This window comes from Planococcus sp. SE5232, assembly GCF_050686535.1.
In the GTDB taxonomy this organism is placed as follows: Bacteria; Bacillota; Bacilli; order Bacillales_A; family Planococcaceae; genus Planococcus.
This window is the reverse complement of record NZ_JBOGCP010000001.1, coordinates 1,191,750-1,218,488: the sequence shown is the minus strand read 5'-3', so window position 1 is coordinate 1,218,488 and position 26,739 is coordinate 1,191,750. Positions and strand designations below refer to the sequence as shown.

The following is a 26,739-nucleotide window of genomic DNA, read 5'->3' as shown; positions in this document are numbered from 1 at the left end:
GCATACGCCAACATTATTTCCTTGGAATTTTGCAGCAAACTTATTATAACACCTTAAACATATATTTTTATTACATTTCTGTATCATTTGGAATTCAAATTGAATAATCTGAACTATAAGAAAATTTAATTTTATAGATAGTAATCTATTAAAAAAATCCCATATTATACCTCTATAAGTGTAAAAAAGTATTAAAAACGCTTATATTTTAGCATAAAAAAATAAACCTGCTGTTCGGCAGGTTTATTCCATGTTCGCTAAGTATTCTGCAACCGCTACCGCTTCATCGCCTTCAATGATATTAGCCGGCATTGCACCTTTTCCATTTTCGATGACAGAAAGGATCTCTTCTTGTGATAAACGGGATCCCACGTCATTCAAGGACGGGAAGTTTCCTTGACCCTCCAGATTTTCACCATGACAGGAAATGCAATTTTGTTGAACCACTTGCTCGGCATCAACGGCCGTTGTTTCTCCTCCGCCATCTGCAGGCGCTTCTACAGGAGTTTCTACAGGTTCCGTCGTTTCTTCACCGCCACATGCGCCAAGTATGAGTGCCGTACCGAACAGCATCGCCATCAATTGCTTTTTCATTTGGTGACCTCCTCTTATGAATTCTTCTACATATTAGAGTATACCAAAGTTATGGCCTTTTAAAACCCTCGCCGAGAACTTCAGAAGCATCTGAAACGATTACAAAAGCGCTAGGGTCGATATATTTGACCAGTTGTTTTAGTCTCGTAAATTCTGTTTGAGGAATAACCACCATCAATAATGGCTTTTCCGTCCCTGAATAGCCCCCGGTCGCAGTCAGTTCCGTCACGCCGCGATCAACTTCTTCGTAAATGGCGTCCCGGATTTCCATCTGCTTGTTGGTGATGATATAGACCAGCTTCGATTGGCCGAATCCCACTTGGACCAAGTCGATGGTTTTCGTCGTAACATATAATCCGATCAAAGCGTATAGCCCTTTTTCAATATCGAAGACCAGCGCTGCTGCCAAAACGATAAAGCCGTCAATCATTGCGACACTCGTGCCAAGAGTCAAGCCCGTATACTTCGTGATGATTTGGGCAGCCAGGTCTGTTCCGCCTGTAGATGCTTTCCCACGGAAGACGATGCCCAGCCCAAGCCCAACCATAATCCCGCCGAATAAAGCGCCAAGTAAAGGATCTTGGGTCCAAGGCTCCCACGATTCCGTCAAAAATACGACAAAAGGCAAAAATACTGTCCCTACAGCCGTTTTAATCCCAAAATTCTTACCCAGTAAGATCAATCCTGCAATAAACAATGGAATATTGAAAGCCCATTGAACAAAAGCCGGCTTCCATTCGAATAATCCTTTCAAAATGGTACTGATGCCGCTTACGCCTCCCGAAGCCACTTCATTCGGCAATAAAAACACATTAAAGGAAATTGCCACAATCGCTGATCCAACGATTACACTAGCGTAATCCAGGAACAAGGTCAGCAATGGATGTGGATCTTTGCGGATACGTCGATTTTTTTTAGTCATCTGTTCTTCTTCCTCTTCTCTCTTCTGTTCGGTTAAACCCTGTCAGAGTATACCAAAGGCGCTAAGCTTTGTGAACTTCATCCAGGTAAAGCAAAATTCTGCCTTAGCAGCATGAGGTGTTGACAATTTAAATTGGCGCTATGTAATAGACGAGATGCCTGAACCCTACTAGGAAGGAGTTGAGCCGGAAATTGAGCAGTAAGCACAGGAAAACCACTGTTTATCAAAAAGTTTTCGACAGCAAAAAAAGCCCGAAAGCGGGTAGGCTTTCGGACTTTCTGCATATTTTTGTTAATCCATTTTCGAACGCAAGAGAGAGTTGATAAATCCATCAATGTCCCCGTCCATGACCGCGCCTAAATTACCGGTTTCATAATTGGTTCGGTGATCTTTAACCATTGAATATGGATGGAATACATAAGAACGGATCTGGCTTCCCCAGCCAATTTCCTTTTGTTCTCCACGAATTTCAAGAAGGCGTGCTTCTTCTTCTTCGATTTTTAAAGCATATAATTTCGCTTTCAACATTTGCATCGCTTTTTCACGGTTCTTGATTTGTGAACGTTCCTGCTGGCACGTCACCACAGCCCCTGTTGGAAGGTGCGTGATACGGACAGCGGAATCCGTAGTGTTGATATGCTGTCCACCCGCACCACTTGCCCGGTACGTATCGATTTTTAAATCTTCAGTGCGGATATCAATTTCAATCTCACCTGTGAATTCCGGCATCACTTCGCAGGAAACAAATGAAGTATGACGGCGCCCTGATGAATCGAAAGGCGAAATGCGGACTAAGCGGTGAACCCCTTTTTCAGCTTTCAGGTACCCGTAGGCATTATGGCCGCGAATTCCAAGCGTAACCGATTTGACTCCAGCCTCATCGCCAGCCTGGTAGTCCAGCGTCTCCACCTTGAAGCCGCGCTTTTCCGCCCATCGTGTATACATGCGCAATAACATGGAACACCAGTCCTGTGATTCTGTACCACCAGCACCTGGATGTAATTCCAAGATGGCATTGTTCTTATCATAAGGTTCGCTGAGCAGCATCGTTAATTCATAATCCGCCAGCTTGGAATTGAATTCCTTCATTTCATTATCGACGTCTTCATGCAGATCCTCATCATCTTCTTCTCTTAACAGTTCCAAGGACATTTCCATACTTTCCTGCGTTTCCACGAAACCGTAATAAGTATTCACAATTTCCTTTAATCCATTTAATTCCGTAATGACCGTTTGTGCTGAATCCTGATCATTCCAAAAAGCTGGATCCAACATCATTTCATCTAATTCCTGAATGCGGGCTTCTTTGTTTTCTAAGTCAAAGAGACCCCCTAAAGTCCGCCAGCTTACTGGCTGATTTGTCGAGCTGGTTACGAATGTCTGCTAATTCCATCATTATATGTTCCTCCTCAAAATAACACCGAAGAGCATAAGCTCTTCGGTATTTTCACACGCTCTTATGAAGCTGTTCCGTGGCAATTTTTGTATTTCTTGCCGCTGCCGCATGGGCAAAGATCATTGCGGCCGACTTCCATATCTTTGCGGACAGGAACCTTTTTCTTTTTCGGAGCTGGTCCGTCTTCTTTCGGATTGACTGCCTGGCCTTTCGCCACTTCCTCACGTTCAAGGTTGTTGCGTATTTCAGCCTTCATCGAATATTTCGCGACATCTTCTTCAATGGCTTCTACCATCGCCTCGAACATTGCAAAGCCTTCGCTTTGGTATTCACGAAGTGGATCGTTTTGTCCATAGGCACGCAAATGGATCCCCTGGCGCAGTTGATCCATCGCATCGATGTGATCAATCCACTTGGTATCAATCGAACGGAGAAGAACGACTTTTTCGAATTCGCGCATCCGGTCAGGCGTCATTTCAATCTCTTTTTCATCGTAATGCTTAGTAACAGCGGCTTTAATGAAGTCAATGAGCTCTTCCCGGGATTTCCCTTGAAGATCTGCTTCGGTCACTGTGTTTTCAGGAAGAAGGTTTGCTGAAATTAGTTCTGACAGTGTTTTCAGGTGCCAGTCATCCTGCTTTTCCTCTACAGTATGCGTGTAGACCATCCGCTCAATTGAACTGTTGATCATATTTTCAACCAATGCACGCATATTTTCAGTTTCGAGAACTTCCATACGTTCTTTATAGATGATTTCACGCTGTTGGCGAAGAACATCGTCGTATTGAAGCAGACGTTTCCGAGCATCGAAGTTATTGCCTTCCACTCGTTTTTGCGCTGATTCTACAGAACGCGTCACCATCTTCGATTGCAATGGCTGGGAATCATCCATTCCCAGTTTGCCCATCATATTGCGCATGGCATCCGATCCGAATCGGCGCATCAAATCGTCTTCAAGAGACAGATAGAATTGAGTGACACCCGGATCTCCCTGGCGGCCTGAACGTCCGCGCAGCTGATTGTCAATGCGGCGGGATTCATGGCGCTCTGTACCAATGACCGCCAGACCGCCGGCTTCGATGACACCCTCACCAAGCTTGATATCCGTGCCTCGTCCGGCCATATTGGTGGCAATGGTCACAGAACCTTTTTGGCCGGCATTTAAAATGATTTCCGCTTCGTGCGCGTGATTCTTCGCGTTCAATACGGAATGCTTGATGCCTTTTTTCGTCAAATACTCCGAAATGATTTCAGATGTCTCGATCGCTACAGTACCTACCAGCACCGGCTGGCCTTTGGCATTGCGCTCTGCAATGTCATCTCCTACTGCTTTGTATTTACCGGCAGTTGTGGAATAAATCAAATCAACATGGTCTTCACGGATGATCGGTTTATTCGTCGGAATTACAATGACATACATATTGTAGATATTGCGGAATTCTTCTTCCTCAGTCTTAGCTGTACCGGTCATACCAGACAACTTGTCATACATACGGAAATAGTTCTGGAAAGTTATTGTAGCCATTGTCATCGATTCATTTTGGATTTCCAGGCCTTCTTTAGCTTCGATTGCCTGGTGAAGACCATCCGAATACCGGCGCCCCTTCATCAGACGGCCTGTAAACTGATCGACAATGACCACTTCCCCTTCCTGTACCACATAATCCACATCTTTGTGCATCGTAACGTATGCCTTCAATGATTGATTGATTGTGTGGTTCAAGCGAACATGGCTGATATCGAAAAGGTTATCGATGCCAAATGCTTTCTCGACTTTCTCGATGCCTTCTTCCGTCAGAACGACACCTTTGGTTGTTTCATCGTACGTATAATCTGTATCTTTTCTCAATAGGCGCGCAAAAGCATTCGACTGCTGATACAATTGAGCCGCTTTAGCTGCCTGCCCAGAAATGATCAAAGGCGTCCGCGCTTCATCGATCAAGATGGAATCGACTTCATCGATTACTGCGTAATTTAATGGGCGCTGGACCATGTCTTCTTTGTAGAGCACCATATTGTCCCGCAGGTAGTCAAAGCCCAGTTCGTTATTGGTGCTATAAGTGACATCCGCCTGGTAAGCTGCCCGTTTTTCGTCTTTGGTCAACGAGTTTAAATTCAAGCCGACAGACAATCCAAGCCATTCATAAAGCTGGCCCATCTCCAAAGCATCACGGCTGGCCAAGTATTCGTTGACCGTTACCACGTGAACCCCTTTTTTACTGATAGCATTCAAGTAAACAGACAGTGTGGAAGTCAAAGTCTTACCTTCACCTGTCTTCATCTCTGAAATATTCCCTTCGTGCAAGGAAACAGCGCCCATAATCTGGACACGGAATGGGTAAAGTCCAAGCACGCGCTTTGATGCTTCCCGAATAGTTGCGAAAGCTTCAGGCAGCAAGTCATTCAGTGCTTCGCCTTTGGCATGGCGACCTATAAATTCTTCTGTTTTCGCTTGCAATGCTTCATCAGACAAAGCTGCAAAATCTGAAGCCAACGCCTCTACACGATCCGCTACTTTTTCCAATCGTTTCAAATCCCGTTTATTCGGATCAAATACTTTATTTAATACTCCTAGCATAATTATACCGCTCCCTGCGCAAGTGTCCGCCGGCATCTAACACACCGGATGATCGCTTTAGCTTTTATAGTGTCCTATTAAACATTTTGCTTAATGGGCATAGTTATCCAAATCATCTTCAGTCGATTCAAAAAAAATCTCACTATTCATTTTAACACTGCGCCCAAAAGCGTGCAAATAATGACGTCAGCTATTCTTTTGCCGTGATGGAAGAAACAGGATTGCCCGCTTTGAACACTGAGCAATCAGGATTTCAATAATTTACAGCAAACAAAAAAGCCTCTCGCTTGGAGAGGCTTTACTGTTCAACACAGTATAGTTTAAGGCTATTCAATTTTTATTGTGCAGAAGTTTCGATCAAGCCGTAGCTTCCATCTTTACGTTTATAGACGATATTTGTTTCATTGGATTCTGCGTCAGTGAAGACGAAGAAATTGTGTCCAAGCATATTCATCTGCAAAACCGCTTCTTCTTCATCCATCGGTTTCAAGTCAAACTGCTTAGTACGGACGATTGTGAAATCCTCGTCCTCTTCTTCAGCTTCGTTTTGGTTGCGAGTATCGTTCTCGGCAGTTGCAAATGCAAGTCCCATACCGTCACGCTCACGGAATTTACGATTTACTTTTGTTTTATACTTGCGAATTTGACGCTCCAGCTTGCTAACGATCAAATCTATTGCAGCGTACATATCATCATGCCGTTCTTCAGCACGTAAGGTCAGGTTTTTCATTGGTATTGTAACTTCCACTTTTGTTTGGCTGTGATTATATGATTTTAAGTTAACCATTGCGGTAGCATTAGCACCGTCTGTGAAATAGCGTTCAATCTTTTCGACTTTCTTTTCAATGTGGTCACGTATTGCGGGAGTTACCTCAATATTTTCGCCTCTGATGTTAAATTGCAACATGTTAACTCCTCCTTCTATTGTGCTACCTGTACACTTCTACATCTTCCCTTGTCTTTCCTTCTTAAAACCAAAAAAGTTTTAACAGTATTGATTACAGGTAAACATTATGACAAGGAGATGAAGTTTATGTTCACTAATAAAACAGTTATTGTTACAGGTGCATCCCAAGGCATCGGCAAGAGCATCGCAACACATTTTGCTGCAGAAAATGCACGCGTCATCGGATTGGATGTCCAACCCGTCGCACTGGAAGGGGTAGAATATCGGAAATGCGACGTCGGCAATTTTAATGAGGTTATAACCGTATTCAAGAAAATCAATGAAGATTACGGTGCTGTCCATACCTTGATCAACAATGCGGGAATTTCCACCTTCAAATCCATCTGGGATGTGGATGAACAGGAATGGGACCATGTCCTGGATACCAACCTGAAAAGCGTGTTCATCTGCAGCCGGGAAGCTGCACGCTATATGACAGACGATATCCGCTCCATCATCAACATGACCTCGACACGCGCATTCATGTCGGAGCCCAATACTGAAACTTATTCGGCATCAAAAGGCGGTATTTTTGCGTTAACCCATTCACTTGCTGCCACTTTCAGCGAAAAAGGAATTCGTGTCAACTCCATCGCTCCTGGCTGGATCCATACTGGGGACACAACAGAACTACGTGATGTCGATCATCAGCAGCATTGGAGCGGCCGCGTCGGTGAACCTGCCGACATAGCGCGGGCCTGCCTGTTCCTCAGCAACCCACAAAACTCATTCATCACAGGAGAATGCCTGAACATCGACGGCGGCATGACACGGAAAATGATTTATGAACATTAGAATAGAAAAGCGTAGGCAGCCAACAGCTGAAGCTAACCTAAGAACGCGACTTCCTGTCGCAACGGTTAGCTGACCCGCATCCTGCGGGCCTCCGACAAGTGCTGGAAGCCTTACCGGTAATGGCGTCCTTTGCCATTGCGGGTAAGGCTGAAGCGACTCGAGGAGCTGGCTGCCGGAGTCTGGACAATGAAAAGCGGAAGCAGCCATTTAAAGGAAAGTAAGCTAAAAGCGCGACTTCCTGTCGCAACGCTTACATGATCCGCATCCTGCGGACCTCCGACAGGCTTAAGGCGATTTGCCGAAGCGGCGTTTTGTGTCGCACAGGCAAATTGACTTAAGACCCCGAGGTTCTGGGCGCTGCAGCTGGACACTGAAAACCACAATCCCCACACCCCATCAAACAAAACTAAAAAACTAACATCCATTACTTCTTAGAACACAAAAAACCGGCCTTGGCCGGTTTTTTAATTCATTTCGATTTCTTTCAATTCTCTGATTTCATTTAAAATCAACATTTCCTTAATTGAATTGCGCTCAAAATCAGCACCGTAAATCCAGCCTTCCTCATACTGCTGTTTCCAGACGATCGTCGCACCTGCGGTGATCGTTTCATGATTCAGGACAAACTGCAGATTGACGTTTTCTTCTCCCGGCTTTAACTCTTTTTCGGAAAACAGTTTTGCTCCTTTAGGCGAAATATCAAGCAGTAGACAATATTTTTTCGGAGACACCGCTTGATTGCCGAGCGGATCCATCAATTGCAGACAAATTTCTGGCGGCGTGCCAAAAGTGTAACGAAAACTTTCTGACCGTTTATAGAACATGGCTGTCCCTCCTATTTGTCCCTCCAGTATAAACCACCTGGCTATGCACGGATAAGGGTAAGAATCTTAATTTCTTTCGCACCCTTTTCTTTCAGGACTTTAGCAGCCAGGCGCATCGTACTTCCTGTGGTATATAAATCATCGAACAGTAAGATTTTTTCAGGTACAGCTTGCCCATTCCACCAAAAGACGTCTTGCAGCGCCATTCTTTCGGACTTCGATTTTTCACCAAGACCGACTTCATTTTTCCCGAGGCAATGTGTATATGGGATAGAAGCTGCATCAAGCAGCCGATCAACTTGAGGGAAAGTCCGTTCTTTCAATTTGACATCATTCATCGGAATCGGAACAATCACCGAATTCTGTTTGCTGCATTCTTCTTTTAGAACCGAAGCGAAAACTTCCGACAACACCACGTCTTTCAAAAATTTATATTGATGAAGAAATTCTTTCATCGCGTGATTATAGCGGTATAAGCTCTTTCCAGAATCAATTACCCCAGCATACTCTGTAGTTTCCCACTGACTGCAATTGAGGCATTTCCCTTCTCCTGGGGCACTGCAGATTGGGCATCCTGCTGCGGTTCTTTCGAAGCCGGCACGACAGCGCAGACAAATCACCTCTTCCAATTCATTGAAAAAAATGCTTCGCCAGCTTACTTGGGGTAACATCATCCGATCACATAAATAGCAATTCAAATTCCAGCCCCCTCATTATAAGAAACGATCAACTTTTTCGCTTTATCCATCTGCCGGACAATGCCATTGTGAAAAAATACGATTTCTCCGTCAGGATGATCTTTAGATCTTCCCGTTCGCCCTGATATTTGAATCAATGCGGCAGCGTCAAAAATAGGTTGATCTGCGCCGACTACCGCAACTTGCACATTCGCAATCGTGATTCCGCGCTCCAAAATCGTCGAAGTCACTACGCCGGGAATTTGCCTTTGACGCAATTTCATGACTTTCTCTTTTCTGTCTTCGTCTTTGGAGTGGACCGCTTCGATGCTTGGATGTTTTTTCTGGAGTAAGACAATCGCCTGTTCAATCAGTTCAATCGTCGGAAAGAACAATAGGAACGGCTGCTCTTTCGCTATTTTGTCATCTACCCACGCCATTAATTTCGGCGGAATCCTGCCTTTGGCAAAATCTTTTTCGTAGCCCCATAAGGATCGGAATTCAGGAACAGGCAATGGGTGGCCATGAAATCGCTGAAATATCTTTGAAGTATTGGACACTTGCTTTACTAATTGAGCTGAAGGAGTCGCTGACACATAAATGATGGGCGCCTCCTTTTTCTTGGCCTTTATAACCGCCTTCTTCAGCGCTGGATCATAAGAGAAGGGAAAAGCGTCCGCCTCATCGACAATCATGACATCAAAGGCATCTTTGAATCGGTACAATTGGTGAGTAGTGGCAATGACCAATTGGGCAAAACCGGTTTCTTCTGGAGAATCCCCATATAGGCTATGGATGATCGTGTTCGGAAAAACGGAGCGCAATCGTGGAGAAAGCTCCAATACTACGTCCGTTCTGGGAGCAGCGATGCAAACACGCTGCCCTTTTTTCAATGCATCAAAGATGGGCGGAAACAACAGCTCGGTTTTTCCAGCTCCACACACCGCGTATACAAGGTGATCGTTTTTTTGTAAGAGGCTATTTTGAACTTCCAGTGAAGCTTTTTTCTGCAACGGGGTAAGGTTACCGTTCCAATGAAATGAATGGCTTTGAGGAGAGATGGTTGAAGGGAGCGCCCAGGTGATCAATTCCGTACAGGAACTGATGCGCCCCATTTTTATGCAGTGGCGGCAATAATAACAGATTCCATTGCACCTGGCACAGAAAAAAGGAATGATTTTTTGTGTGGATTTTTCCAGGCATCTGGCACATTGCCTTCCGTCGAGGATACCTTGACTGACAGTGATGGCTCCGGTGGATATGGCTTTGTCCACGAGCTCCTTTGGAAATGGAATGAAATTTCGCAGCCATATTCTGCCTGTTAAAAATTCTTCTAACTGCTTCATCTGCAACCACCTTTCGATAGAGAAAAAGCCCCAGCAGGTTTATTTTTTCACCCAACCAAGACCCATCGCTCCTTCTCCTAAATGTGTTCCAATAACCGGTCCAAAATAAGAAATTTCAAAATCCACTTCCGGACATGCAACTTCCAGTTCTGCTCGCCATTGCTTAGCTTCTTCAGGACGGTTTGCATGAATAACTGTCGCCTGCCGCTTCTGGCCATCTTTACTGTCTTCTTTCAATAAATCAACAATTCGATTCATCGCTTTTTTTCGTGTCCGAATTTTTTCAAAAGGAATAATGACTTTTTCCTGAAAATGCAAAATCGGTTTGATTTGTAGCATTCCTCCGACCAAGGCCTGAGCACTGGACAATCTTCCTCCACGCTGCAGATGCTTCAGGTCTTCTACCATAAAATAGGCGCGCAAAGAGGTTTTCATTTCATCCAATTCAGCCAAAATCGTTTGAGCATCCGCTCCCTCTTCAGCCATTTCCGCAGCTTTAACCGCGTAAAACCCTTGCAAAGCACAGGTAAGCTCTGTATCAAAAGAATAGACTTTCACGCCATCGACCATTTCAGCCGCCTGCTTCGAACCTGCGTAAGTCCCACTGATGCCACTGGACAAATGGATGGAGACGATTTCCTTGTAATCGGCTGAAAGCTTGTCATAAAGTGTGGTGAATTCTCCAAGTGGGGGCTGCGAAGTTTTCGGGAATTCCTCTTTAGCTTTATGATAAAATTCTTTTTCGGTCATTTCCGCTTCTTTAAAAGACTGGTTTCCGAATGTCACTTCCAGCGAAATCATATGAATATTCAAGGCTTTGCGTGTTTCTTCAGGTAAATAAGATGTACTGTCTGTTACAATTGCCGTTTTCATGTTTAATCAGCCTCCTCTGCTAGTTTACCAAAAAAAGACATAGAAAAGACATGAATGGAAAGGACATAATAAAAAAATTTCCCGCACATAGCGGGAAACCTTTTATTGATTACCGATAAAGTGAACGCTTGTTACTTTCCATCCATCATTCTCTTTTTCGAATACAACGACCTGCCGGCCAGATTGTTCAATCGCATCATCCGAGTTCGCGTCCTTCATCTTTACATTGAGTGTCGCAAAAACTTCCGCGCGGTCTTCTTCGTATTTTACAATCGTTTCATCACTTGTTTCATATTGACTGTCGTAAGCTTCGAAAGCTTGTGCTAATGCCGCTTTATCTTCCTCGCGATCAAAACCATCCGGATCCTGTGCGATGGTGTTCATATAACGGTCAATATCTTCCGCATTAAATGCTGCAATATACTCATCGTAAGCTGCCAATAATTCATTGGCCTGCTCTTCAGGCACTTCCGCTTCTATAACATTTCCTTCATCATCCACTGTAAAACCGACTTTTTCTTCCTTGTCTTCATCAATGCCGTGGTCGACTGCATTATTCTCATTAGCTGCATTGCCATCTTCGACCGTGTTTTCATTGACTGAAGGCTCTTCGGAATCTGAACAGGCAGCCAGTGTCAAAATAAGCCCTGCCGCAATAATCATTTTTTTCATCATGCATTCCTCCTGCGCTTCATTTTGCCATAGGCAGTTGGTGAATACAATGAAGAAACTGTGTCATCTATCAAAACGGAATTTTTTTCAGTTTTACGGTACACTAATAGGTATAAAAAAGGAGGGATCGCATGGAGAAAAGAGATGCGAGACAGATACTGGAACAAAAAATGAAAGAAACGCGCCCTCAATGGAGCCGTAAACAGCCTGCTCGCCCCAAGAAGTATAAATCGAGCATGAAAAAAGTCGAGAATTACGTAGTCCTGGATTTTGAAACCACCGGCCTGCGTGCAGGAAACGATAAAATCATCCAAATCGGCGCCGTCAAATTCATTGATCATGAACGTAAGGAAACCATGTATCTCATGGTCAATCCGGAATGCTTCATTTCCAGCACCATCACCCGAATTACTGGCATCACCAATAAAGATGTGGAAAACGCACCAACCATCGAAGAAGTTGCCCATGAATTGATTGCGTTTATCGGCGAATTGCCGATCATCGCTCATAATGCACCTTTTGATATGGGGTTCTTATATGCATTGGAAGAAATCACGCCAATTCCTGAATACACGGTAATCGATACAGTCAAACTGGCGAGAAAAGCCATTACCCAAACACCCAACCACAAACTGACCACATTAACAGCCTTTTTAAAACTCGAGCACGACGCCCACGACGCATTAGGCGATTGCCTGGCAACAGCAGCCATCTACCAATATTGTTATGACAGGTTGTAAAGAAAAGCGGAAGCGCCCATCTAGAACCGACAGGCTTAAGGCGATTTGCCGAAGCGGCGTTCCTTCAGCCGCACAGGCAAATTGACTTAAGACCCCGAGGTTCTGGGCGCTGCAGCTGGACAAAGAAAAGCGGAAGCAGCCGCTTAGCTCCGACAAGCGCTGGAAGCCTTACCGGTAATGGCGTTCTTTGCCATTGCGGGTAAGGCTGAAGCGACTCGAGGAGCTGGCTGCCGGAGTCTGGACAATGAAAAGCGGAAGCAGCCATTTAAAGGAAAGTAAGCTAAAAGCGCGACTTCCTGTCGCAACGCTTACATGATCCGCATCCTGCGGACCTCCGACAGGCATAAGACGCTCTGGCGAAGCGGCGTACTTGCCGCATAGCACAAAAAGTGAAAAGAGCCTGTTCAGCTCTGACAGACATAAGGCAGACTAGCAGAGTGGCGTTCTCTGTCACACAGCAGGGGTGACTTATGAGCCGAAGAGCTAGGTGCTTGCAACTGACATTAGAGCGGCTTATGACCCGAGGAGTTGGCCGTTGGAGCTAGACAATCAGAAAAGCGGAAGCGCCCAAAAGCAAAACAATTAATTCCTTACTAAACAAAAAAGACGGTGCATCTGCCAACCAGCAGATACACCGTCTTCGCTATTCGTATTATCTTACTTCAACCCAGCCATTTTTAATCGCGGTCACAACTGCTTGTGTCCGGTCATTTACCTGCATTTTTTGTAAGATGCTCGATACATGGTTTTTAACTGTTTTTTCCGAGATGAATAAAGTTTCTCCAATGACTCGATTGCTTTGGCCATCTGTCAATAATTGAAGGACTTCACTTTCCCGTTTTGTCAAAAGATGGTATGGACGACGAATTTCCGTTTGGTGGAAAGAGCCCTTGTTTTCACGTTCGCTCAAGCGACGGAATTCCATCACCAAATTACGGGTTACTTTCGGATGTAAATAAGATCCGCCTTTTGCTACTACTTTAATAGCCTGAATAATCGCATCTGCATCCATTTCTTTAAGCATATAACCTAAAGCACCTGTCTTCAATGCATGCGTTACATAAGATTCATCATCGTGAATGGACAGCATAATGACTTTTGCATCAGGGAATTTCTCAATCAATTCACCTGTTGCTTCTACACCATTTTTTTGCGGCATATTGATATCCATCAATACCACATCCGGCTGATTTTCTTCATATAATTTAACGACTTCGCTGCCATCTCCACCTTCAGCAACGACTTCAAACGAACTTTCAAAATCCAGAATTCTTTTTACACCTTCACGAAATAATTGGTGATCATCAATAATAATTATTTTTGTCATTATGTCGTCCTCCTCGAATACCCTATCTTACATACCCTTTTTAAAAGGTATATGAAACATTAAGATTGTACCGTTCCCAGGTGAGGAATTAATGAAAAAGTCACCTTCGACCAATTCAATTCTTTCTCTCATCCCGGCTAATCCGAATGACTGGTTTTTCACGATCCCTTGATCAAAACCAGTTCCGTTATCAGTTACCATGATTTTCACCTGGTCTTTCAACCATTCCATCTCAACTGTAATTTTAGTCGACTTTCCATGGCGGATTGCGTTTGAAATTCCTTCTTGGATAAGGCGGAAAATAGCAGTTTCGTATTTATTGGGTAACCGACCTTCTTTTCCATTTGACTGGAATTCCAATTTGATTCCCTTGTTGTACTCTTGAATGGTGTCGATGTATTTCTTTAAAGTCGGCACCAAACCAAGATCATCAAGCGCCATTGGCCGTAAATCGTAAATGATTCTTCTCACTTCAGTCAATGCCTGCCTAACCATATCCTTTAATGAAGTGATTTCCTGGAAAGCCAACTCAGGGCCTTTTTCACGGTAAGTCCTTTCAATCAAATCTGAACGGAGCAAGACGTTCGCCATCATTTGAGCCGGTCCATCATGGATTTCCCTCGAGAGGCGTTTTCTTTCTTCCTCTTGTGCTTCAATGATGCGCAGGCTATAATCCTGACTTGACTTATTCTTGCCGATAGCCTCATCCACATTCTCTAAATCTGAATTCAAGTAACTGCTGGCGACATTGATCTGATTGACTAGGCTTTCAGCCCGTTCTATCGTCTGAAGTAAAATTTGAAGCCTGCGCTGCAGTTTGTCCCGCTTTTGCCGATACTTTTTTTCCTCGTTACGATTTAGGGATAATTGTACTTGAAGGTCATTTGCCTGCTCATATACTTGGCGAACCTGACTTTCAGTAAAAGAATTGAAAAACTGAGATACTTCAGCTAAACGCCTCCTAGCAGCGCGCGTCTTCTCTTCCAAAAGATCTCCGGCTTCAATGACACGTGAAATATTCACTCGGACATCTTCCAGCTCATCTTTCATTTCTTCATAGCTTTGGCGACTTTCTTCGCTAATGACGAAAATATCTTGTTTTGCCTGTTCCATTCCTTCCAGCATTGCATTAAAAATAGAATCAGGTGATTTTCCACCGATTTTCTTTGCCATTTCAAAACCGCCTTAGCTATACTGACTGTATCCAGGTATATTCCTTGCTTCTTTATACCTTGTCGGTTGTATTAAGTATATCACTATATACGCAAGACCATATTAAATATACGTTACAAATTATCTGATTTCATTTTACAACAGGGGGAGTCAAATTGCGAGAAAATTACACAACTGTAGGCGATTCTGCCAGTGCAGAAATACTTATCCAAAAATCCAGGTTCATCGGACATGCCGCTCGAGCAGAAACCGAACAGCAAGCTATCGAATTTATCGATTCCATTAAATCCCTTCATCGGTCAGCTACACATAATTGTTCTGCCTACCTTATCGGAGAACACGACTCTGTGCAAAAAGCCAATGACGACGGGGAACCAAGTGGAACTGCCGGGTTTCCTATGCTGGAGGTCCTTAAGAAACAAGGCTTGAAAGATACAGTCGTTGTCGTCACTCGCTATTATGGCGGAATCAAGCTGGGCAGCGGCGGCTTGATACGGGCATATGGGAAAGCTGTATCTGCGTCGCTTGCTGCTGCCGGTATAGTCGAAAGAAAACTCCATCATGTGATGAAAACTTCGATAGACTATACCTGGCTTGGAAAACTGGAAAACGAAATCCGTCAATCTCCATATCCGCTGGATCATCTCGAATACACAGAAGGCGTGGATCTCTATATTCATGTTCCAGTTGAAAAAGAAGAAGAATTTATCAACTGGATAAATGAATTGACAAACGGCCAAGCAAAGACCAGTATAGTCACCAGTGAATTTTTGGAGTTTAAGGCACTGTAATTCTTTTTATTTACGCATTTCCAAAATCACTGTATAATATCAACAGCACAGGAAAATGAAAATATACTTAATTCCAAATTTTAACATATCTAATTTAAATAAAAGATTGGATTGTCCGAAATAGATACTCGGTTAGCCCATTCCTTATAGAGGAGAAACTAAACATGAACCGAAAAGTTTATCGGAAAACCAAAGCAGATAAGAAAAGGACAATTATCAAGATAATCGCCACTTTAGCCGTCTCATTACTTATTTGTGTATCTGCCTATGGTATTTATTTGGTGAAGAAGGCTGAGTTTGCAGCAGATGGGGCCTTTGATGACGGACTTGGCCTATCTGATTTACGCGACGAAAAAGTCGAACCGCTTACTGATAACATTTCTATTTTGTTTATAGGGGTGGATGACAGCGAAGTGCGAGATCAAAGCGATGACAATATCCGTTCGGATGCACTGATTTTAGCCACTTTGAACAACGAAGACAAGTCCATTAAATTGGTCAGTATTCCTCGTGACACCTACACCTATATTCCTGATGCAGGATACAAAGATAAAATTACGCACGCCTACTCTTATAATGGGCCAAGCTCGACCATTGAAAGTGTCGAAGAATTATTGGAAGTACCGGTGGATTATTATCTGCGCATGAATTTCGATGCTTTTATTGATACGATCGATGCTCTCGGTGGCATCAAAGTTGAAGTCCCTTATGATTTGACCGAGCAGGATGAAAACGATTCAAAAAATGCCATCGAATTGAAAGAAGGCATTCAATTTTTAAATGGCAGTGAAGCACTCGCACTTGCGAGAACTCGTCATTACGACAATGATATTGAGCGGGGCAAACGCCAACAGATGATTTTGGAATCCATTATGAACCGGACCTTGTCAGCCGGATCAATTACGAAATATGGGGATGTCATTGAAGCGGTGGGAGACAATATGAAAACGAGCATGAGTTTCAAGGACATGCAAGCATTTTTCGAATATGCGAAAAATGGAAAACCAGATGTAGAAACCATTACACTGGATGGCTACGATGATATGACCACTGGGATTTACTATTGGCAGCTTGAAGAAGAATCGCTGATGGAAGTACAAGATGTTCTGAAAAGCCACTTAGGTTTAAAGCCGGACACATCGAATTTAACGAATAGCGGAATTGAACAGGAATTAGCGGAATATCAAACGGAAGATGAAAAAACACCACAATAAAATGTGGTGTTTTTTTTGTGGTTTGTTACGTGCGTGGGTAAAACTTCGAAATAAGACCATCTTATTCCTTCACAAAAAAACTGAACCCAAAGCATTTAAGCTTCAAGTTCAGTTTCTTCATTTGCCGATCAGCCTCACCAAATTTAAAAGCGGACGGTAATTCTTTCCTGCCAATCCGACGACTTCCACGAAAAGTTCAATTGCTACCAGCATCACGCTGATGAGCAAAATCCCTCCCCATAAGGTCGCTTGGGAAAATAACAGTGCTGCAAGCCCGAATAAGGCTGCAATTCCATAAATGATCAAGACAGTTTGTCTATGAGAGAATCCTATATTCAATAAACAGTGATGCAAATGGGATTTATCGGCTTCCGAAATAGATTTTTTCTCACGTACTCGACGAACAATGGCGAAAAATGTATCCGAAATCGGAACACCCAACATGATGATTGGAATAATTAACGCAACCACCGTTACGTTTTTGAAGCCCATTAATGCCAGCACCGAAATCATAAATCCGAGAAACAATGCACCCGTATCCCCCATAAAGATTTTTGCGGGATGAAAGTTGTAGACCAAAAACCCTGAAGTGCTTGCTGCCAATAGAGCAGCTGTTGACATGACAAAGATATCGCCCATAATGAATGCCATAGCCGCTAAAGTCAATAAAGCAACCGTAGAAACACCAGCGGCCAATCCATCGAGGCCATCAATTAAATTAATTGCGTTTGTAATACCAACAATCCAAAGGATCGTCAGTGGAATACTCAAGTAACCAAAATCCAGTACTCCGCCAAATGGCAGATTGATGAAGGAAATTTCAAGTCCACCGCCGACCACTACAATTCCTGCGGCAACCAATTGTCCGATTAATTTAGCTTTCGCACTGATTTCGTATATATCATCCAAGACACCGGTAATGATGATCAATAAGGCTCCTATAATAATAGCCGTTTCAATAGAAATAAATGAAGCTTCTATAGCATTGGAAATCGGATCTTGGGGTTTCAATATAAAATATGCAATTAAAAATGAACCGAAAATGGCCAATCCGCCTAATCGCGGCATAATTCTCGCATGAACTTTTCGATAATTCGGACGGTCAACTGCGCCTACCCGAAAGGCGATGCGTTTGACAATCGGAGTCAGCACAATCGAAGCGATAAATGCCAAAACCATTGTAAGGTATAGCATATCTTTCCTCCTTAAAAACATTGATACATACATATCCATTTGTATTATAGCATGACTAAATTAGAAATAAAGAAAAATTTGCCTGTACTTAAGGCTCTTATAAATTGGACGACTTCATTCGGATAAAGTTTCAACAAGCACAAATTTTTATTTATTAAAACTATATTCGCCCCAAGAACAGTCAAAATAGTGAAACCACTGATTTCTTACTCTCCAAGTTTCTTCAATAATTCTTGCTCTCTTGTTGTGCTTATCCCTGCTGTCAATCGAAAATCCCCTTGTTTTTCAATCCATTCAAGTGTTTCTTTTGCAGATTGTTTCAGCGTACGAAAGGTCAAACCTGCACTTTTCGCTTTTTCATTATCCGCCAAAATAAAACCATCTGGAAATTCTTCTGAATAGGGAATCCAAAACGGCAGTTCAAAAGCTTCCACCCCTTCCTCTATTAAATACTGATCATCTGCCCAAATAGTTTTACATTCTCTATCGGATATTTGTTCAACAAACTCTTCCATAGAAACTGGATCAGCCACTACATTGAACACCCCCGTCACCTTTGCCTCCAATTGCATGACTGTGAATCGGGCTAAATCTCTGGCATCGATCCATTGGACCTTCCTTTCTTTACTTCCTGGAATTAAAACAGTATTTTCATCATTTAATTTCATTGCCCAGTAAGTAAACCGGTCTGTGGGGTCAAAAGGTCCAATCACGATGCCTGGGCGGATGATCAATGCCTTGTCTCCAGTCTCTTTTTTAATCAGCTGTTCACACATCACCTTGAAAGGACCATAGGTATCACTTGTAACCCGGTCACCTTTGACATTTTCTCGAAATACAGAAGAACTTTCTTTAACTGGCCCTGATGTGAAGTCATTATATACAGAAATCGTAGAAATGAATGTGTAATGATCAGTTCTGATATTTTCCATGATTGGCTGCAAATCTGCTGGTGTGTAAGCAGATGTATCCAATACAGCGTCCCATTTGCCATCTCTTAGTTTTGCAGCGTCTTTTCTTCTGTCCCCTCTAATTCTCTTTAGCTTCGGAAAGAGTCCAGTATTACTTTTCCCCCGATTGAACAAAACCACCTCATGTCCTTTAGCCACTAGTTCCTCTACCATATGTCTTCCTACGAAAGATGTGCCTCCAAGTACTAAAACTTTCATTTACCTGCTCCTTTATAAGTAGTTTTGATTACTTAAATAACTTATATATGATATATTAAATAAAATAGATTGAATTTTAACTTTTTAGGAGTGTTACTTAAATGGATAACTCTCTTCGACGCTATTCATTGAAGACGGACTGGACGCCTTGGGATGAAGCTGCTGTTTTGAAGATGGATTACGGATCCCGTGCAGAACTCGCGAAAATCATCAACTGCGAAGGATTGCTTGTTGATTTGTCGATGGATCAGCATACTGAAGTACGATTGGCCGTTGCCCAAAACCGTCATACGCCTCATCAGACATTAAAAAGATTAAGCGAAGAAGATTTATGTATTACTATTAAAGATACCGCTAAAAAAACCTTATTAAACCTCCCTGCCACGAGGAATTGACTTCTTGATGTTTAGCATCTGCCTATGAAGGTTATTATAGTAGTAAGCTAAATTTTGGAGGAGGAATAATTCATGAGCGACAATAAAGGCTTCTCAGATAAGTTAAAAGGTGCTGTGAACAAAGGCAAGGGCGAGCTCAAAGATCAAATCGGTAATGCCTCTGATGATCCTAAAAAGCAGAATGAAGGCAAAATGGATAAAGCCAAAGGGAATATCCAAGATAAGATCGGCGACTTCAAAAACAAAAATAATAACTAATCAAAAGTCCGGTTTCCGAACCGGGCTTTTTTTCTTGCATTTATAATGTTTTCAAAAATTAAAGAATTCGGTTATAATAAACATTCGTGCGCAAATGTTATTTATGAAGGAGCTTGTCATGCAAAAGAAGGCGCTTACAAAAATGGATATCCTCACCTTGGGACTGATGCTTTTTGCTTTGTTTCTTGGTGCTGGAAATATCATCTTCCCCCCCTATTTAGGGCAGCTTGCCGGCGACCAATTAGCAATCGCCATAACCGGATTTTTGCTGACAGGAGTCGGCCTTCCGTTATTGGGCATTCTGGCAATCGCAAAAGCAGGCGGTGACCTTCAGTCCATAGCCGGGCGTGTTCACCCTGTATTCGGCATTGTGTTTACAATGATTGTTTACTTAGCGATTGGTCCTTTCTTTGGGATTCCGCGTACCGCTACAGTTGCTTTTGAAATCGGAACAGCACCTTTTCTGCCAACTGACTTCGCTGAATCTTTCTGGTCTTTATCTATCTTTACTTTAATCTTCTTTACCATCACAGTTTTGTTTGCGATGAATCCCACGAAATTAGTCGATAGGATCGGTAAAGTTTTGACGCCTTTGCTAATACTGGTCATTGGATCACTGGCTATAAAAAGTTTTTTGACGCCGATGGGTTCTATCAATTCACCTGTTGGAAATTATGATACAGAAGCATTCTTTGAAAGCTTTCTGCAGGGTTACCTTACGATGGATGCTATCGCCGCTTTGGTCTTCGGGATTGTCATTATTCAGTCCGTCCGAAGCAAAGGTGTTTCGGATACAAGAACCATTCTAAAAGCGACCGCTTATGCCGGGTTTATTGCTGCCATCGGTTTATCTGCAGTATATTTATCGTTAAGCCACATTGGAGCTACAAGTGTAGAAGCTATCGGCCTGCAGGATAACGGAGGCATCATCATTGCGATGGCTTCACGTATTCTATATGGAGAAATTGGAGGCATTATCCTATCTGCTGCAATAAGCTTTGCTTGTTTGACTACTTCTATTGGATTGGTATCGGCCACTGCACAATTCTTTTATAAGATTTTTCCCAAATTTTCTTATATCACTTATGTCCTGTTTTTTGCATTCTTTTCCGCAATAATTGCAAATGTAGGCTTAACCCAGTTAATCGCCATATCACTCCCTGTATTGTTGGCAATCTATCCTGTGGCAATTGTTCTAGTCATACTGTCATTTTTTGATCGAGTTTTCTACCGAAAACCGTTCGTCTATATAATTGCCCTCTCAGTAACTGCAATCGTCAGTATTTTCGACGCCCTCCGTTCAGCCGGCATAGCCTTTGAACAGATCGATTCGATTTTAAGCCACCTGCTGTTTTTTGAACAGGGAATTGGCTGGGTCCTTCCGGCTGTTGTCGGAACGGCAATCGGAATAGCAGTTGCGCGATGGACCCATAAGAACAACTAAAGGAGCCTTCCCCTATCGGGAATGGCTCCTTTGCATTTAAAATAATCTCTGCGTTGGCGGTGGCGTATCCTCTTTGTTCTGTCTATCTCTTTCGTCATAATGATCGCGAGGGTTTCTACCCTTATCACTCTTATCCTTCCGCTCATCATTCAATAGATGCTCTTCTTCTGAATCGCGTCCAAACGGTGCAGGACCCAAATTCGGGTCTACTCCGGGCGAAGGTTCATCCTGGCGGCGGTTTACTCCATCTTCACGCAATAGATTATCTTCGCCTTCTTTTGTTTGAAGGCCTGGTTCATGGTCCAATTCCTTCTCGCGTACACTGCCTTCATCTTTCTTCAACCCATCTGTCGGATGAATTTCATCACCTTTCAGGCGCGAATCTTGCAAGCGGTCATTCTTACCTGCACGTGCATGCTGATCTTCTCTGGAAACTTCGCGCGCATATATCTCATCAGAGTTTCCGTGGTTAACGTCGTTGCGATGAATAACTTTGTTACCCGCTGTTTGTCCTGTGCTACCTTCCATATCCATTGGAGCATTTGAATCATCTAAAGAAGAAAAATGTTCATCTTCGGGTGATGCTGCATCTCCGTCTGTATATAGAAGTACAGCCCCTTTTTCAATTTCGCGTTCATAGTCATCTGTTCTGTCTTTATTCAAATTAAATCGATCCAGCTCTTTTCTGACGACATCTTTCCCTCCCAGAAATGATTTAAAGCGATTCGAAAAGGAATTGGCCTGATCTGCATGAACACCTGAATTTCCAGCAGTTTCCACCATTCTCTTATCATTAGCCATTACATGGATATCCTCTTCACGATAACCTTTTGCTTTTAAAGACTGGATGGCTGTTTCCATTTCTGATTTACTGTAGACAATTTCAAATTCACGATTTCCTGATCTCATTTTACAAAACCTCCTGTGTACTGTGTTACTTTTGTTTACCCTCTCCTATGGATCGCTAAAACCTACAGTGAGCAAAGACAAGTCCCCACTCTCCAACTGCCTATATTATCCTCAAGTCAAAAAAACTTTGCTGAACGTTCAGCAAAGTTTTACTTATACTTTTTGTCGCTTTGGGTATGCTTTTCAGCTTCACTCGAACCGCCACGTACTTTTTCAACATCAGGCTTTTTCTGTGTGGTAAACGAATTATGCTTTTCATCCTGCACTATAGTAGGCTCCTGCATAAATGTTTCACCACGGGCAAAACGGTCTTCCTGCTCATCAAAGTTATTATCAACTGAATTGATGAACTGCCTTCTTTCTCGATCATTCGGTTCTTCTTGCTCTGCCCTTACTTCATTGCTGGAAATTTCATCAAGGATTGTTTCATTCTCTTCGTCTTTGTAAAGCAGAATGCCACCTTTTGCAAGATCAGCTGTATAACGTTCTGTTTCTGTCTCCGAAAGGTTCAAGGATTTAACCCCTTCCCGTATACCACTTTCTCCAGAAATGAATCCTTTGAATTTATCAGCAAATGTATCAACTTCTTTTTTATCGACTTCGTAATCCTTAAAGTGGTCAGTATCTTTTGCCATTATATGAAGATCCTGTTCCTTATAACCTGAACTCTTTAGATCCTCAATCTTCTTCAATAAATCAGTGTCTGAAAATACTACCGCCAAGACTTTTTTGTGCGAACTCATACAAAAACCTCCATAGATTTGATAAAATATCTTATTGTATCTTTACCCATCACAGGACTAACCATAACCTTCTCTGTCAATTGAATGGGAAAATCTCTTATCCAGCACTTGTGATTCCACTACTGAAAGGCTGCTGATCCACACATTTTTTAGATTGAGGCGCAGGATTGGTTGTCAACCAATCTTTTCCAATACAATATACCTATAGATAAGTCTATTTCAAAAAAAATTTTATTCAACAATTACCGGAGTAAGCATATTTTACCTTTTTTCTCTTTTTCCATATTTCTAAAATAAAAAAGCAGTTTATTTTGAAAATTGATGATATCATGGATTAAAGATATGAACACAAAGTAAAAAAAAGGATATGGAGGCGGCAATTATCGTACTTGGCGATCTATTTTCTTCTTACTTTTCGGAAGATCCGACAAAGGCGGAAAACAACTCTCCTACATGGATGACAGAAGTACTGCCCTTGCAAAAGGAAAGGAGAGCAGTAATGGACACGGGAATGCGTTTAAAATACCATCGTTTAAAAAAGAGAATCAGCTTGGAAGATATAGCCTCTGGCATACTGTCTCCCCGGGAACTGAAAAAAATAGAAAACGGCAGTAAAGATCCGGCGTTGAAAGACTTGGAAGCATTATGCAAAAAATTGGCTATACCATTAGCTCCCAAAGATAATCCGATTGGAAAAGTACTCGTAAAGAATTTCAAAAACTCATTATTACATCCTCAAAACAAAGCTAAAATTATGGAGCAGTATGCAGACATACAAGGTCACCCTTTACTGCATGCTGATGAAGATGTGGAACTGGAATACTCCATTCAACAAATCAGGTACTTCATCATTACCGGAGATTTGGATAGTGCTGAAGAAAAAATTAAAGAAGTGGATCGATTCAGGGAATTTATGAACCAGGAACAGTTTTACCTGTTCCATAAATACAACGGCAACTACAACTACATCCTGAATGATTTCGAAAAAGCATTAAAGACCTATCTTGTTGCAGAAAAAATTGCCCCTAATACGATTTCTGCTTCTGAACTCGGAGATCTTTATTATTCAATTGGAATTTCCAGCACTAAATGCAGAGAAACAGAAATGGCGTACAAGTATTCGGAAATGGCGCTAAAAATTTACCAACAGGAATTTATACCTAAACGCATTGTCGAATGCCACTTAAATATCGCGATTACGCACCAGCATTTCGGCAATTTCAGAATGTCAATGGAACATTATAAAAATGCTTTGACGATAGGAAACAAGCTGGAAATTGATATTCTGCGTTTCACGACAGAATATAATATCGGTTATGCGTACTTCTTGTTTCAAAATTATGAGCAGGCAATTACACATACCGAAAGTTCATTAGACTATATCCATCCAGAATACCCTGCCGATATTCTAATAAGTTATTGTGTTTTAGTAAAATGTAATTATGAACTCGGAAATCAGGAAGCAGCAAAGGATTGGCTAAAAAAAGGACTCGATATAGTAGAGAATAAAAAAATAAGTCTTGATTCGCCAACAAACCAAGCCTTTAAGGAAGCTTATATTGAATTCATTTGTTTGGATCATCTAGTAAATGATAACTTCAAAGAATTTGAAGATTATGTTTTAAATCGACTAACCCCAAGCCTTGAAGCTACTGAAAATTACTTTGAGATGGGATATTTTTTAGGGCACTTGGGCGATGTCTTTTACAAACAAAAGAAATACAAAGAATCTGCAGAAATTATGAACAAAGCAAGAAAAGCATATAAGAATATAACAATTCTATTTTAGGGAGTGGAAGTAATGAAAAAAGGAATGACTATATTATTCTTTTCAGTTCTTGTATTAAGTACTTTGCCTTTTACTAATAATTCAACAAGCACTGAAACTGCTGCTCAGGCCCGTGTGCCTGAGCCTTGGTCGGTCGGAACAGAAGTTGCTGCCCAGGCCCGTGTACCTGAACCTTGGTCAGTTGGAACAGAAGTTGCTGCCCAGGCCCGCGTTCCTGAGCCTTGGTCGGTCGGAACAGAAGTTGCTGCCCAGGCCCGCGTTCCTGAGCCTTGGTCGGTCGGAACAGAAGTTGCTGCCCAGGCCCGTGTGCCTGAACCTTGGTCTGTTAAAAACCAACAAGCTTGATACATTTAATCATACTGGGTTGCCGCTTATATTTTAAAGCGGCAATTTTTTTACTTTCCTGACCTTATGGATGGAGGGATTTCTATGGATGGACAAGTTACAGGCACCTTGCCTACAGGCTACGAAGCTAAACGTACGTTTAACTTAGCTAAGGACAAGCACCTGAATGGGATAATTCAATTCTCTTTCGTATTCATCACCGGCGTCTTGATCAGTTTAGCTTTGTGGACTGGCTTGCCTTTGTCAACGGACTTGAACCTTTTTCTATCGTTTCTAGTCACTGTTTTGCTGGTTTTGATTTATATGGCCTTTCATGAACTTACTCACGCTCTTTTCATAAAGATCTTTTCGGGGAGTCGACCTTCCTTTCGAATTCGCTTCCCATTTCTTTCCGTCGGGAGCGAAGCAGTCTTTAACCGGAGCAATTTTATTGTCATCGCATTAGCTCCTGTACTATTATGGGGAACATTGCTTATTATCCTGTTGTTAGTCATTCCTGAGCGCTTCTTTCTCAGTATTTTTATAGTAATGATCGTAAATTTTGCTGGGTCGGGAGGCGACTATGTACAAGCCTCTATTGCTTTCAATTCGTCTGCACATACTTTGTTTCAGGACAATGGCAAAGAAACAACGCTGTTTGTCCCGTCAGAAAACGAAAAAGATCCAGGGAATAACTAATCCCTGGATCTTTTTCTATTCAATTGTGGTTTTGACTTTATTGATTTTGTTTTTTATCCACTAAACACTCATCGACAAAACGCTTGAAGATATTCATCGATGCCTCATCCCCTTGAAGGGCAAATTCTTCCGGATGCCATTGAATTCCCATCGCAAATTGGTGGTTTTTACTTTCCAGTGCTTCTACCAATCCGTCTGCCGCATAAGCTGCTACTGTCAATTGTTCTGAAACATCTTTAACTCCCTGATGGTGGAAGGAGTTTACATTGAACTTTTTCTCCTGCATGATGTCATATAATAAGCTTTCATCTTCTAAAGTTACTGAGTGGGTACGGTGAGTCCGCATTGCCATTTGCTTATGCTGATGTAAATCCCCTTCAAACTGGGACTCTAAATCCTGATAGTTAGTGCCGCCCAATGAAATATTGAACATCTGCAAACCCCTGCACATTCCAATGAAAGGCTTATCTAAATCAAGAAACTTCAAAATCAATTCTTTTTCATATTCATCACTGCCAGGATATACTGCTCCCAGGCGCAGATGTGGCTCTTCGCCGTATAGGGTAGGATTTATATCTCCTCCCCCAGTGACAATCAGCCCATCCAAACGCTCACATAACAAGGGGATATCTTCTTTATCTACGATAGGTACAATTAATGGTAAACCGCCAGCCTGCAAAATCGCTCTGCCATATACAGGATCCAGCGAGTATGTCTGATCTTCTTCCACGCGTGCTGTTATGCCAATTACCGGCTTATCTTTTACTGTCATGTTTATTTCCTCTTTTCCACTTAATCAGTTTGTCCATTGTTTTGTATACCCTAGAGCTCCAAACCAGTAAACATTTAACCTGCAAAATATTTTCTTTGCATTCTTTCCCTGAGAAGTTCTCACTTCTTCTTATTGTGCAGGCAGTTACAATTCCCACTACTTTATAACCAATAAA

General features: G+C 42.4%; 27 protein-coding genes. 10 read left to right on the top strand and 17 right to left on the bottom strand.

The window, feature by feature from the left end; translation table 11 throughout:
• Window positions 1-243: 243 nt before the first annotated feature.
• The 5 genes from cccB to hpf form a co-directional block, all read right to left on the bottom strand.
• On the bottom strand, window positions 244-594 hold the full coding sequence (cccB, locus tag ACRC6Q_RS05660; RefSeq protein ID WP_223634009.1) for a cytochrome c551: 351 nt from the start codon (window positions 592-594) through the stop codon (window positions 244-246).
• Between the two features lie 49 nt (window positions 595-643).
• Entirely contained in the window at window positions 644-1,516 is an 873-nt protein-coding gene (locus ACRC6Q_RS05655) for a YitT family protein (protein WP_223634018.1), read from the bottom strand.
• Window positions 1,517-1,807: 291 nt separating this feature from the next.
• A protein-coding gene (gene prfB / locus ACRC6Q_RS05650; RefSeq protein ID WP_431466324.1) for a peptide chain release factor 2 occupies window positions 1,808-2,909 on the bottom strand; the annotation gives its coding sequence in 2 pieces (ribosomal slippage) (window positions 1,808-2,836 and window positions 2,838-2,909; 1,101 coding nt in all).
• 64 nt (window positions 2,910-2,973) lie between these two features.
• Window positions 2,974-5,490 (bottom strand): preprotein translocase subunit SecA, encoded by a 2,517-nt coding sequence (secA, locus tag ACRC6Q_RS05645; RefSeq protein WP_431466032.1) that lies wholly within the window; start codon window positions 5,488-5,490, stop codon window positions 2,974-2,976.
• Between the two features lie 337 nt (window positions 5,491-5,827).
• Complete coding sequence (hpf, locus tag ACRC6Q_RS05640) at window positions 5,828-6,397, bottom strand: ribosome hibernation-promoting factor, HPF/YfiA family (protein ID WP_298826876.1); 570 nt, start codon at window positions 6,395-6,397, stop codon at window positions 5,828-5,830.
• A gap of 126 nt (window positions 6,398-6,523) precedes the next feature.
• Between hpf and ACRC6Q_RS05635 the strand changes: the two genes are divergently transcribed.
• Window positions 6,524-7,231, top strand: a complete 708-nt coding sequence (locus ACRC6Q_RS05635) for an SDR family NAD(P)-dependent oxidoreductase (RefSeq protein WP_431466031.1) — start codon at window positions 6,524-6,526, stop codon at window positions 7,229-7,231.
• Window positions 7,232-7,695: 464 nt separating this feature from the next.
• Here the strand turns inward: ACRC6Q_RS05635 and ACRC6Q_RS05630 are convergent, their stop codons facing one another.
• The 5 genes from ACRC6Q_RS05630 to ACRC6Q_RS05610 all read right to left on the bottom strand — a co-directional run bounded on the left by ACRC6Q_RS05630 (window position 7,696) and on the right by ACRC6Q_RS05610 (window position 11,623).
• Window positions 7,696-8,055: a PilZ domain-containing protein gene (locus ACRC6Q_RS05630; RefSeq protein WP_431466030.1), complete on the bottom strand. Its 360-nt coding sequence runs from the start codon at window positions 8,053-8,055 to the stop codon at window positions 7,696-7,698.
• A gap of 41 nt (window positions 8,056-8,096) precedes the next feature.
• The gene (locus ACRC6Q_RS05625; protein ID WP_431466029.1) at window positions 8,097-8,753 is read right to left on the bottom strand and encodes a ComF family protein; all 657 of its coding nucleotides are present in this window, start codon (window positions 8,751-8,753) and stop codon (window positions 8,097-8,099) included.
• Window positions 8,750-10,078 (bottom strand): DEAD/DEAH box helicase, encoded by a 1,329-nt coding sequence (locus ACRC6Q_RS05620; protein ID WP_431466028.1) that lies wholly within the window; start codon window positions 10,076-10,078, stop codon window positions 8,750-8,752. Before ACRC6Q_RS05620 ends, ACRC6Q_RS05625 begins: the two co-directional genes overlap by 4 nt.
• 39 nt (window positions 10,079-10,117) lie before the next feature.
• Entirely contained in the window at window positions 10,118-10,951 is an 834-nt protein-coding gene (locus ACRC6Q_RS05615; protein ID WP_431466027.1) for a DegV family protein, read from the bottom strand.
• Window positions 10,952-11,053: 102 nt separating this feature from the next.
• A complete protein-coding gene (locus ACRC6Q_RS05610; RefSeq protein ID WP_431466026.1) occupies window positions 11,054-11,623 on the bottom strand; it encodes a DUF4440 domain-containing protein in 570 nt (189 codons plus the stop codon).
• 131 nt (window positions 11,624-11,754) lie between these two features.
• On the opposite strand from ACRC6Q_RS05610, the gene ACRC6Q_RS05605 reads away from it, so the two are divergent.
• Complete coding sequence (locus ACRC6Q_RS05605; RefSeq protein ID WP_223634058.1) at window positions 11,755-12,363, top strand: 3'-5' exonuclease; 609 nt, start codon at window positions 11,755-11,757, stop codon at window positions 12,361-12,363.
• Window positions 12,364-13,015: 652 nt separating this feature from the next.
• Here the strand turns inward: ACRC6Q_RS05605 and ACRC6Q_RS05600 are convergent.
• A complete protein-coding gene (locus ACRC6Q_RS05600) occupies window positions 13,016-13,690 on the bottom strand; it encodes a response regulator transcription factor (protein ID WP_223634061.1) in 675 nt (224 codons plus the stop codon).
• A gap of 27 nt (window positions 13,691-13,717) precedes the next feature.
• Window positions 13,718-14,863 carry a sensor histidine kinase gene (locus tag ACRC6Q_RS05595; protein WP_223634064.1) on the bottom strand — a complete coding sequence of 382 codons (1,146 nt, stop codon included), beginning with the start codon at window positions 14,861-14,863 and terminating at the stop codon, window positions 13,718-13,720.
• Window positions 14,864-15,018: 155 nt separating this feature from the next.
• On the opposite strand from ACRC6Q_RS05595, the gene ACRC6Q_RS05590 reads away from it, so the two are divergent.
• Together ACRC6Q_RS05590 and ACRC6Q_RS05585 are read left to right on the top strand one after the other, a co-directional pair.
• Window positions 15,019-15,654, top strand: a complete 636-nt coding sequence (locus ACRC6Q_RS05590; protein ID WP_223634067.1) for a YigZ family protein — start codon at window positions 15,019-15,021, stop codon at window positions 15,652-15,654.
• A gap of 164 nt (window positions 15,655-15,818) precedes the next feature.
• Entirely contained in the window at window positions 15,819-16,868 is a 1,050-nt protein-coding gene (locus tag ACRC6Q_RS05585; protein ID WP_223634070.1) for an LCP family protein, read from the top strand.
• A gap of 117 nt (window positions 16,869-16,985) precedes the next feature.
• Here ACRC6Q_RS05585 and ACRC6Q_RS05580 read toward each other — a convergent pair whose 3' ends face one another.
• On the bottom strand, window positions 16,986-18,062 hold the full coding sequence (locus ACRC6Q_RS05580; RefSeq protein ID WP_223634087.1) for a glycosyltransferase family 4 protein: 1,077 nt from the start codon (window positions 18,060-18,062) through the stop codon (window positions 16,986-16,988).
• A 206-nt stretch (window positions 18,063-18,268) separates the two neighbouring features.
• Window positions 18,269-19,231 (bottom strand): NAD-dependent epimerase/dehydratase family protein, encoded by a 963-nt coding sequence (locus ACRC6Q_RS05575; protein WP_431466025.1) that lies wholly within the window; start codon window positions 19,229-19,231, stop codon window positions 18,269-18,271.
• 101 nt (window positions 19,232-19,332) lie between these two features.
• Here ACRC6Q_RS05575 and ACRC6Q_RS05570 point away from each other — a divergent pair, with 101 nt between their 5' ends.
• The 3 genes from ACRC6Q_RS05570 (at window position 19,333) to brnQ (ending at window position 21,328) form a co-directional block, all read left to right on the top strand.
• Window positions 19,333-19,626: a hypothetical protein gene (locus ACRC6Q_RS05570; RefSeq protein WP_223634096.1), complete on the top strand. Its 294-nt coding sequence runs from the start codon at window positions 19,333-19,335 to the stop codon at window positions 19,624-19,626.
• Window positions 19,627-19,698: 72 nt separating this feature from the next.
• Window positions 19,699-19,884, top strand: coding sequence for a CsbD family protein (locus tag ACRC6Q_RS05565; protein ID WP_223634099.1), 186 nt, complete (start codon window positions 19,699-19,701; stop codon window positions 19,882-19,884).
• A gap of 118 nt (window positions 19,885-20,002) precedes the next feature.
• On the top strand, window positions 20,003-21,328 hold the full coding sequence (brnQ, locus tag ACRC6Q_RS05560; RefSeq protein ID WP_223634102.1) for a branched-chain amino acid transport system II carrier protein: 1,326 nt from the start codon (window positions 20,003-20,005) through the stop codon (window positions 21,326-21,328).
• A gap of 36 nt (window positions 21,329-21,364) precedes the next feature.
• Here brnQ and ACRC6Q_RS05555 read toward each other — a convergent pair whose 3' ends face one another.
• Window positions 21,365-22,237 (bottom strand): general stress protein, encoded by an 873-nt coding sequence (locus ACRC6Q_RS05555; protein ID WP_223634105.1) that lies wholly within the window; start codon window positions 22,235-22,237, stop codon window positions 21,365-21,367.
• A 149-nt stretch (window positions 22,238-22,386) separates the two neighbouring features.
• Window positions 22,387-22,980 carry a general stress protein gene (locus ACRC6Q_RS05550; protein WP_223634108.1) on the bottom strand — a complete coding sequence of 198 codons (594 nt, stop codon included), beginning with the start codon at window positions 22,978-22,980 and terminating at the stop codon, window positions 22,387-22,389.
• A gap of 367 nt (window positions 22,981-23,347) precedes the next feature.
• On the opposite strand from ACRC6Q_RS05550, the gene ACRC6Q_RS05545 reads away from it, so the two are divergent.
• From ACRC6Q_RS05545 to ACRC6Q_RS05535, 3 genes are all read left to right on the top strand, one after another.
• Complete coding sequence (locus ACRC6Q_RS05545; RefSeq protein WP_223634111.1) at window positions 23,348-24,769, top strand: helix-turn-helix domain-containing protein; 1,422 nt, start codon at window positions 23,348-23,350, stop codon at window positions 24,767-24,769.
• 12 nt (window positions 24,770-24,781) lie between these two features.
• Entirely contained in the window at window positions 24,782-25,114 is a 333-nt protein-coding gene (locus ACRC6Q_RS05540) for a hypothetical protein (RefSeq protein WP_223634113.1), read from the top strand.
• An 84-nt stretch (window positions 25,115-25,198) separates the two neighbouring features.
• Window positions 25,199-25,792, top strand: coding sequence for a DUF3267 domain-containing protein (locus ACRC6Q_RS05535; RefSeq protein ID WP_431466024.1), 594 nt, complete (start codon window positions 25,199-25,201; stop codon window positions 25,790-25,792).
• A gap of 37 nt (window positions 25,793-25,829) precedes the next feature.
• Here the strand turns inward: ACRC6Q_RS05535 and ACRC6Q_RS05530 are convergent, their stop codons facing one another.
• Window positions 25,830-26,564, bottom strand: a complete 735-nt coding sequence (locus ACRC6Q_RS05530; protein ID WP_223634116.1) for a gamma-glutamyl-gamma-aminobutyrate hydrolase family protein — start codon at window positions 26,562-26,564, stop codon at window positions 25,830-25,832.
• Window positions 26,565-26,739 lie beyond the last annotated feature (175 nt).

Bases quoted from the DNA above. Each gene is read 5' to 3' on its own strand.
- ACRC6Q_RS05570 (WP_223634096.1), top strand. From the start codon at position 19,333: ATGGATAACTCTCTTCGACGCTATTCATTGAAGACGGACTGGACGCCT.
- ACRC6Q_RS05655 (WP_223634018.1), bottom strand. From the start codon at position 1,516: ATGACTAAAAAAAATCGACGTATCCGCAAAGATCCACATCCATTGCTG.
- ACRC6Q_RS05540 (WP_223634113.1), top strand. From the start codon at position 24,782: ATGAAAAAAGGAATGACTATATTATTCTTTTCAGTTCTTGTATTAAGT.
- ACRC6Q_RS05595 (WP_223634064.1), bottom strand. From the start codon at position 14,863: ATGGCAAAGAAAATCGGTGGAAAATCACCTGATTCTATTTTTAATGCA.
- ACRC6Q_RS05555 (WP_223634105.1), bottom strand. From the start codon at position 22,237: ATGAGATCAGGAAATCGTGAATTTGAAATTGTCTACAGTAAATCAGAA.
- ACRC6Q_RS05615 (WP_431466027.1), bottom strand. From the start codon at position 10,951: ATGAAAACGGCAATTGTAACAGACAGTACATCTTATTTACCTGAAGAA.
- ACRC6Q_RS05580 (WP_223634087.1), bottom strand. From the start codon at position 18,062: ATGCTATACCTTACAATGGTTTTGGCATTTATCGCTTCGATTGTGCTG.
- ACRC6Q_RS05565 (WP_223634099.1), top strand. From the start codon at position 19,699: ATGAGCGACAATAAAGGCTTCTCAGATAAGTTAAAAGGTGCTGTGAAC.
- ACRC6Q_RS05535 (WP_431466024.1), top strand. From the start codon at position 25,199: ATGGATGGACAAGTTACAGGCACCTTGCCTACAGGCTACGAAGCTAAA.
- ACRC6Q_RS05600 (WP_223634061.1), bottom strand. From the start codon at position 13,690: ATGACAAAAATAATTATTATTGATGATCACCAATTATTTCGTGAAGGT.
- ACRC6Q_RS05575 (WP_431466025.1), bottom strand. From the start codon at position 19,231: ATGAAAGTTTTAGTACTTGGAGGCACATCTTTCGTAGGAAGACATATG.
- ACRC6Q_RS05585 (WP_223634070.1), top strand. From the start codon at position 15,819: ATGAACCGAAAAGTTTATCGGAAAACCAAAGCAGATAAGAAAAGGACA.
- hpf (WP_298826876.1), bottom strand. From the start codon at position 6,397: ATGTTGCAATTTAACATCAGAGGCGAAAATATTGAGGTAACTCCCGCA.
- ACRC6Q_RS05635 (WP_431466031.1), top strand. From the start codon at position 6,524: ATGTTCACTAATAAAACAGTTATTGTTACAGGTGCATCCCAAGGCATC.
- ACRC6Q_RS05605 (WP_223634058.1), top strand. From the start codon at position 11,755: ATGGAGAAAAGAGATGCGAGACAGATACTGGAACAAAAAATGAAAGAA.
- ACRC6Q_RS05550 (WP_223634108.1), bottom strand. From the start codon at position 22,980: ATGAGTTCGCACAAAAAAGTCTTGGCGGTAGTATTTTCAGACACTGAT.
- ACRC6Q_RS05630 (WP_431466030.1), bottom strand. From the start codon at position 8,055: ATGTTCTATAAACGGTCAGAAAGTTTTCGTTACACTTTTGGCACGCCG.
- ACRC6Q_RS05620 (WP_431466028.1), bottom strand. From the start codon at position 10,078: ATGAAGCAGTTAGAAGAATTTTTAACAGGCAGAATATGGCTGCGAAAT.
- ACRC6Q_RS05545 (WP_223634111.1), top strand. From the start codon at position 23,348: ATGGAGGCGGCAATTATCGTACTTGGCGATCTATTTTCTTCTTACTTT.
- ACRC6Q_RS05530 (WP_223634116.1), bottom strand. From the start codon at position 26,564: ATGACAGTAAAAGATAAGCCGGTAATTGGCATAACAGCACGCGTGGAA.
- ACRC6Q_RS05610 (WP_431466026.1), bottom strand. From the start codon at position 11,623: ATGAAAAAAATGATTATTGCGGCAGGGCTTATTTTGACACTGGCTGCC.
- cccB (WP_223634009.1), bottom strand. From the start codon at position 594: ATGAAAAAGCAATTGATGGCGATGCTGTTCGGTACGGCACTCATACTT.
- brnQ (WP_223634102.1), top strand. From the start codon at position 20,003: ATGCAAAAGAAGGCGCTTACAAAAATGGATATCCTCACCTTGGGACTG.
- secA (WP_431466032.1), bottom strand. From the start codon at position 5,490: ATGCTAGGAGTATTAAATAAAGTATTTGATCCGAATAAACGGGATTTG.